The organism is Brevundimonas sp. CURTG3B2_SDJG (assembly GCF_057364705.1).
Window position 1 is genome coordinate 1 of sequence record NZ_JBNFOJ010000176.1, and the last position, 6,384, is coordinate 6,384.

A 6,384-nucleotide genomic window follows, 5' to 3' on the forward strand; every position below is an offset into this window, starting at 1 on the left:
AGGGGCGAGCGCCGCCGCCAGGATCCGGCGGCGGATCAGGCTCACAGCCGCGCCTTGGCTGCAGCGACCACCGCCTCGGCGGTGATCCCGAACTTGTCGTACAGCACCTCCGCCGGAGCCGAGGCGCCGAAGCCGGTCATGCCGACGAAGGCGCCGTCCTCGCCGATGAAGCGCTCCCAGCCCTGCTGGATGGCGGCCTCGACGGCGACGCGGACCGTGCCGCGGCCCAGGACGCTGTCCTGATAGGCCTTGGGCTGCTGGAAGAAGAGCTCGAAGCAGGGGACCGAGACGACGCGGGTCGGCGCGCCGTCGGCCTCCAGCGTTTCGGCCGCCGCCAGGGCCAGCGGAACCTCGGTGCCGGTGGCGAACAGGGTGACCTTGGCCGACCCGTTCGCGGCGCGCAGTTCATAGGCGCCCTTGGCCGACAGGTTCTCGCTCGACGCGGTCACGCGCACCGCCGCCGTCTTCTGACGCGACAGGGCCAGGGCCGACGGGTTGGCCTTGTGCTCCAGCGCCAGCTTCCAGCACTCCATCGCCTCCACCGTGTCCGCCGGGCGGAAGACCAGCAGGTTCGGGATGGCGCGCAGGGCGGCCAGGTGCTCGACCGGTTGGTGGGTCGGGCCGTCCTCGCCCAGGCCGATCGAGTCGTGGGTCAGCACGTGGATCGCCCGCACGCCCATCAGCGCGCCCAGTCGGATCGCCGGGCGGCTGTAGTCCGAGAACACCATGAAGGTGCCGCCGTAAGGGATGACCCCGCCGTGCAGCGCCAGGCCGTTCATCGCCGCGGCCATGCCGAACTCGCGGATGCCCCAGTTGACGTAGCGGCCTTCGTAGGTCGGCGCGTCGAAGATCGGCGTGCCCTTGACGAAGGTGTTGTTCGATCCGGTCAGGTCGGCCGAGCCACCGATCAGTTCGGGGATAGCGGCGAACAATTCATCCAGCGCCGCGCCCGACGACTGGCGGGTGGCCTGGGCGGGCCGGGTCTCGACCAGTTCGGCGATCTTGGCGTCCAGGGCGGCGAAGGCGCCGTCCGGCAGGTCGCCCTTCATCGCGCGGGTGAAGTCCGCGGCCTGGGCCGAAGCGTTCAGGCGGGCCTCCCACGCTTTGCGGTCCCTGGCGCCCCGGCGGCCGACCTTGCGCCAGGCCGACAGGACGGTCTCGGGCATTTCGAAGGGATCGTGGTCCCAGGCCAGGCCCAGTCGGGTCGCCGCGACCTCGGCCGCGCCCAGCGCCGCGCCGTGAGTCTTGTGGCTGCCTTCCATGGTGGCGGCGCCCTTGCCGATCTTGGTCTTGCAGGCGATCAGCGTCGGCTTGTCTTGCCGCGTCGCCCACTTCAGCGCCGCCTTGATCGCCGCCATGTCGTGGCCGTCGACGGCCTTCACCGCCCAGCCGGCGGCCTTGAAGCGGCCCTTCTGGTCGGTGGCGTCCGACAGCGACACCTTGCCGTCGATGGTGATCTCGTTGTCGTCCCACAGGACCGTCAGCTTGTTCAGCTTGTAGCGGCCCGCCAGCGTGATCGCCTCCTGGCTCACGCCCTCCATCAGGCAGCCGTCGCCCGCGATCACCCAGGTGCGGTGGTCGACCAGGTCTTCGCCGTACTTGGCCGCCAGGTGACGTTCAGCCATCGCGAAGCCGATCGAGGTGGCCAGGCCCTGACCCAGCGGGCCGGTGGTGACCTCCACGCCCGGCATGTGGCCGTACTCGGGGTGGCCGGCGGTCTTGGAGCCCCACTGGCGGAAGTTCGACAGCTCCTCCTTGGTCGCGGCCTTGTAGCCGGTCAGGTGCAGCAGGGCGTAGATCAGCATCGAGCCGTGGCCGGCCGACAGGATGAAGCGATCGCGGTCGGCCCAGTCGGGGCGGCTCGCGTCGAACTTCAGGAATTTGGAGAACAGCACGGTGGCGACGTCGGCCATGCCCATCGGCATGCCCGGGTGGCCGCTCTTCGCCTTTTCGACGCCATCCATGGCCAGTACGCGGATGGCGTCCGCCATCTGCTTCGGAGTGGCTTTTTCGGATACGGTTTTGGCGTCGGTCACGGGGAGACCTTTTTGTCGGGAGGCGGAAAAGGGAGGCGCGCCGCTTTACCCCGGCGCGCGCGCGGGTTCTATACGGATTCTGGAGGTTCTGACCGGATGGATGCTGCATCGGCCGCCAAGGATCGCGTCGATCGGGCGCTCGCGCTGCTCGAACGCCGCCTGCTCGATCTGAAGAGCCGCGCCGCGGGGTCCAGCCGCGTGCCCGACGACGACCTCTTCGCGCCCCAGCCCTCCAGCGAGACCGACCGCGTGCGCATCCACGAGCTGGAAGCCGCCGGCCGCGACGCCGCCGAAACCCTGGCCCGCGCCGCCGACGCGATTCGCGACGCGCTGAGCGAACAGGAGGCGCGCTGATGGCGACGGTGACCGTCGAGATCAACAGCCGCCCCTATGCGGTGGGTTGCGCGGACGGGCAGGAGGAGCGCGTCCGCCTTCTGGCCCGCGAATTCGACAGCCACGTTCGCCAGGTGGCGGGCGAGGTCGGCCACGTCGGCGACATCCGGCTGTTCCTAATGGCCGGGCTGATGTTGGCCGACGAACTGCACGAGGCCCGGCTGAACGGAGGAGCCGCGCCCGCGCCTGGCGCCGCGGCCAGCGTCGACGGCGTGGCCGAGGCGCTGAACGCGGTCGCCGCCCGCCTTGAGAAGATCGCCCAGGGCCTCTGAGCGGGCGAGACACGGTCAGCGGGTCTCGGAAATCCTGTAGCCCGGACGTTCGCAGGCGTCGGCGATGAACTCGATCAGGCGGCGCACCGCCGGCAGAAGACCTCGCCGGGACGGGAACACCAGGTGCAGAATCCAGGGCTCGGGCCGCCAATCCGGCAGGACGTCGATCAGTCGGCCGCTCTCGATGTCGGCGGCCACCACGATCGTGGGCAACAGCGCAACGCCGAGCCCGTCCAGGGCCGCCCGGTGCAGCATGGGGATGTCGTCGGTCACCAGCCGCGGGCGATGCCGGATCGTCGCCGTCGATCCGTTCTGGCGCTTCAGGTCCCAGGCATGGCTGTCGCGAGGCGGTCCGAAGTCCACTGTGGGCCAGTCGTGCAGGTCGCCCGGACCCAGCGGCGGCTCGCGCCGGCCTACTAGGGCCGGGCCGGCCACCAGCCGATGCACGGCTTCGTCCAGCTTGCGCATCACCAGCTCGGAAGCCTCGAGCGGCGGCTGGCGCACGCGGATGGCCAGGTCGAAGCCCTCGCCGATCACATCGACGCGCCGGCTGGTGCTTTCCAGATGCACGACCACGCCGGGGTGCAGCGTCATGAACTCCGTGATCAGCGCGCCCATCTGATAGGTCAGCAGACCGGGCGGGCAGGCCACGCGGATCACGCCGCGCGGCTCTGAGCGGGCGCTGTCGATCACGGCCTGGGCCGCCTCGGCCTCGACCAGCATGGCCAGGCAGTGCTGGTAGTAGGCCTGTCCGACATCGGTCACCGAGAAACGGCGCGAGGAGCGCTGGATCAGGCGGGTTCCCAGCCGCTCCTCCAGCTGGGCGATGCGTCGGCTCAGCTTGGATTTCTGCAGGCCCAAGGCGCGGGCGGCCGGCGCGAAGCCGTGATGGTCGACGACCTGGACGAAATAGAAGAGGTCGTTGAGGTCCTGCATCGTCCTATTTCTAGAACGCAGCGAGCCGGAATCGCAATCTGCCGCGTCCGGCGTTCCAGGATCATAACGTTTCCAACGTGCCGACCGGTTCGGCCCACACGGAGGACGCTCATGAAAAAGGTGCTCGGACGCTACGGCAACGACCGCGGCCACTGGGTCGGGGACGGTTTCCCCGTCCGCTCGCTGTTCTCGTATGACAGCCTCGGCAAGCAGGCGAGCCCGTTCCTGCTGCTCGACTACGCCGGCCCCTACAGCTTCGAACCCACCGACGCCCGGCGCGGCGTGGGCCAGCATCCCCACCGCGGTTTCGAGACGGTGACCATCGTCTACGACGGCGAGGTCGAGCACCGGGATTCCACCGGCCAGGGCGGCGTGATCGGTTCCGGCGACGTCCAGTGGATGACCGCCGGCGGCGGCATCCTTCACGAGGAGTTTCACTCCAAGGGCTACGCCCGTTCGGGCGGCCCGTTTCAGATGGTGCAGCTCTGGGTCAACCTGCCGGCCAAGGACAAGATGACCCGGCCCGGCTACCAGAGCATCCTGAACGCCGAGATTCCGGTCGTCGCCCTGCCGGACGCGCGGGGACGCGCGGATCATCGCCGGCGACCTGGGCGGACCGCGGCCGGCCCGCACCTTCACGCCCGTCAACGTCTGGGACGTGCGGCTGAAGCGGGACGCCGAGGTCGCGCTGGACCTGCCCGAGGGCCACACCAGCCTCGTGGTGGTGCTGTCGGGCCGCGTGGTCGTCGCGGCCAGGCGGCCGCCGCGGCGGAAGCCCTGATGCTCTCGCGCGAGGGCCGGGGCGCGACGATCTCGGCGGACGCCGACAGCATGGTCCTGGTGCTGACCGGCGAGCCGATCGACGAGCCGATCGTCGGCTACGGCCCGTTCGTGATGAACAGCGAGGCCGAGATTCGCCAGGCGGTGACCGACTTCAACAGCGGCCGCTTCGGCGATATCCCGGCGCAGGAGGCCGCCCGATGATCGAGCTCGTCATCGATCAGCGCCGCCGCGACCTCGGCGGCGGTTTCGAGGTGGGCCGGGTCCTGCCCTTCGCCAAGCGGCGCATGGTGGGACCCTTCGCCTTCTTCGACCACATGGGTCCGATCGACATGCCGGCGGGCATCCCGACGTCGCTGGACGTCCGCCCGCACCCGCACATCGGCATTTCGACGCTTAGCTATCTGTTCTCCGGCGAGATCACCCACCGCGACAGCCTGGGCTTCCATCAGGACATCCGGCCCGGAGAGGTCAACTGGATGACGGCCGGAAGCGGCGTCACACATTCCGAGCGGCTGGAGCGGGCCCGGCGCGAGGGGGCGCGGCTGGAAGGCATCCAGGCCTGGGTCGCGCTGCCGGCGAATCTGGAGGAGACCGATCCTGCGTTCGAACATCGCGCCGGCGCGGATCTTCCGACCTGGCGGGCCGACGGCGTCTCTGGACGGCTGGCGGCGGGCGAAGCCCTGGGGATGAAGGCCCAGGTCGGCGTCTTCTCGCCCCTCCACTACCTGCACCTGGAGTTGGATTCGGGCGCGCGGTTCCAGACCCCGACCGACCACTCCGAGAGCGCCGTCTATGTCGTCTCGGGACTGGTGGAGATCGACGACGGCCGCCCTCTGGGCCACGGCCAGATGGCGGTGTTGGAGCGCGGCGTCGCCTCGGTGCTGCGCGCCCTGGAGCCCTCGACGGTGATGGTGTTGGGCGGCGAGCCGGTCGGCGAACGGTTCATCGAATGGAATTTCGTCTCGTCGTCGAAGGACCGCATCGAACAGGCCAAGGCCGACTGGCGCGCCGGTCGAATGAAGTTGCCGGACATGGACGATCAGGAGTTCATTCCCCTGCCGCCTGAGCCCGGCGCGCCCCCGCCCGTCGCCTCGTCCTGACCGGAGTTTCCTCATGGCCATCGCCACCGCCCGCATCGGCGCCGCCCGCTATCACGTCGACATCGCGACCGGCGCCCAGCTTCAGCACGCGATCACGGCCGACGAGCCCGAGCGGATGGGCGGCGCGGACGTCGGCCCCGCGCCGTTCGACCTGCTGGTCTCGGCCCTGGGCGCCTGCACCTCGATTACCCTGAAGATGTACGCTGAGAAGAAGGGTTGGCCGCTGCAGGGCCTGGAGGTCCGGCTCGAGTACAAGGGCGGGGAGGGCCCGCCCCGCATCGAGCGTATGCTGGTCTTCGTCGGCCCGCTGGACGAGGCCCAGCGCGCCCGGTTGGCCGATGTCGCCGAGCGCACGCCGGTTACCCTGGCGATCAAGAACGGGGTTCCGGTGCACACCGAGGTCGCGGCCTAGGCTGGCCGATATTTCGTCGACAGTCCTTGAGGCGTTCAGCCCTCGCTTTCGTCATGGCCGGGCCTGTCCCGGCCATCCATAGCCGCAAGGGACGCCCGGGCGGTCTCGAACTCCAACCTGGAGTGTTCTTGGATTCCCGGCACAAGGCCGGGAATGACGAATGGGTATCCCTTCCACCCAAACACCCGTCGGGCTCGCCCACTGGCGCAAAGCCCCCCGAACGACTATCTTGCGCGGCGGCGGGTCATGCTGCGGCTCACGTCGAAGGCGACTTATCCTCGCGACCTTAATTCACTCGAAGGGATCTGTCCCTGTTTGGGCTCGAGGGCCCGGGCACACGGAGCCCACCTGGCTACCCAGGTCGAGAGGATTGAACAGTCCATTCACGGTTCTCGCGCGCCGCCACCTTCTCCTTTTTGAGCTGCCTTCCAACTGCTCGCGCGCCGGTCGCT

General features: G+C 69.5%; 7 protein-coding genes. 5 read left to right on the top strand and 2 right to left on the bottom strand.

Features of this window, described 5'->3' with window-relative positions; all coding sequences use genetic code 11:
- Nucleotides 1-41: 41 nt before the first annotated feature.
- Nucleotides 42-2,036: a transketolase gene (gene tkt, locus AC2W7C_RS12145; RefSeq protein ID WP_486001672.1), complete on the bottom strand. Its 1,995-nt coding sequence runs from the start codon at nt 2,034-2,036 to the stop codon at nt 42-44.
- A gap of 96 nt (nt 2,037-2,132) precedes the next feature.
- Here tkt and AC2W7C_RS12150 point away from each other — a divergent pair, with 96 nt between their 5' ends.
- Complete coding sequence (locus AC2W7C_RS12150) at nt 2,133-2,390, top strand: hypothetical protein (RefSeq protein WP_486001673.1); 258 nt, start codon at nt 2,133-2,135, stop codon at nt 2,388-2,390.
- A complete protein-coding gene (locus AC2W7C_RS12155; protein WP_486001674.1) occupies nt 2,390-2,701 on the top strand; it encodes a cell division protein ZapA in 312 nt (103 codons plus the stop codon). The genes AC2W7C_RS12150 and AC2W7C_RS12155 overlap by 1 nt, the downstream gene beginning before the upstream one ends.
- 15 nt (nt 2,702-2,716) lie before the next feature.
- On the opposite strand, the gene AC2W7C_RS12160 is transcribed toward AC2W7C_RS12155, so the two are convergent.
- On the bottom strand, nt 2,717-3,637 hold the full coding sequence (locus AC2W7C_RS12160) for a LysR substrate-binding domain-containing protein (protein ID WP_486001675.1): 921 nt from the start codon (nt 3,635-3,637) through the stop codon (nt 2,717-2,719).
- A 111-nt stretch (nt 3,638-3,748) separates the two neighbouring features.
- Here AC2W7C_RS12160 and AC2W7C_RS12165 point away from each other — a divergent pair, with 111 nt between their 5' ends.
- The 3 genes from AC2W7C_RS12165 to AC2W7C_RS12175 are packed head-to-tail and all read left to right on the top strand — an operon-like array spanning nt 3,749 to nt 5,932.
- Nucleotides 3,749-4,621, top strand: coding sequence for a pirin family protein (locus AC2W7C_RS12165; protein ID WP_486001676.1), 873 nt, complete (start codon nt 3,749-3,751; stop codon nt 4,619-4,621).
- Nucleotides 4,618-5,520 carry a pirin family protein gene (locus AC2W7C_RS12170; protein WP_486001677.1) on the top strand — a complete coding sequence of 301 codons (903 nt, stop codon included), beginning with the start codon at nt 4,618-4,620 and terminating at the stop codon, nt 5,518-5,520. Before AC2W7C_RS12165 ends, AC2W7C_RS12170 begins: the two co-directional genes overlap by 4 nt.
- A gap of 13 nt (nt 5,521-5,533) precedes the next feature.
- The gene (locus AC2W7C_RS12175; RefSeq protein ID WP_486001678.1) at nt 5,534-5,932 is read left to right on the top strand and encodes an OsmC family protein; all 399 of its coding nucleotides are present in this window, start codon (nt 5,534-5,536) and stop codon (nt 5,930-5,932) included.
- Nucleotides 5,933-6,384: the final 452 nt, after the last annotated feature.

What these genes read in the sequence shown, in the direction of transcription:
- AC2W7C_RS12170 (WP_486001677.1), top strand. Translation starts at nt 4,618, where the DNA reads ATGATCGAGCTCGTCATCGATCAGCGCCGCCGCGACCTCGGCGGCGGT.
- AC2W7C_RS12165 (WP_486001676.1), top strand. Translation starts at nt 3,749, where the DNA reads ATGAAAAAGGTGCTCGGACGCTACGGCAACGACCGCGGCCACTGGGTC.
- AC2W7C_RS12175 (WP_486001678.1), top strand. Translation starts at nt 5,534, where the DNA reads ATGGCCATCGCCACCGCCCGCATCGGCGCCGCCCGCTATCACGTCGAC.
- AC2W7C_RS12160 (WP_486001675.1), bottom strand. Translation starts at nt 3,637, where the DNA reads ATGCAGGACCTCAACGACCTCTTCTATTTCGTCCAGGTCGTCGACCAT.
- AC2W7C_RS12155 (WP_486001674.1), top strand. Translation starts at nt 2,390, where the DNA reads ATGGCGACGGTGACCGTCGAGATCAACAGCCGCCCCTATGCGGTGGGT.
- AC2W7C_RS12150 (WP_486001673.1), top strand. Translation starts at nt 2,133, where the DNA reads ATGGATGCTGCATCGGCCGCCAAGGATCGCGTCGATCGGGCGCTCGCG.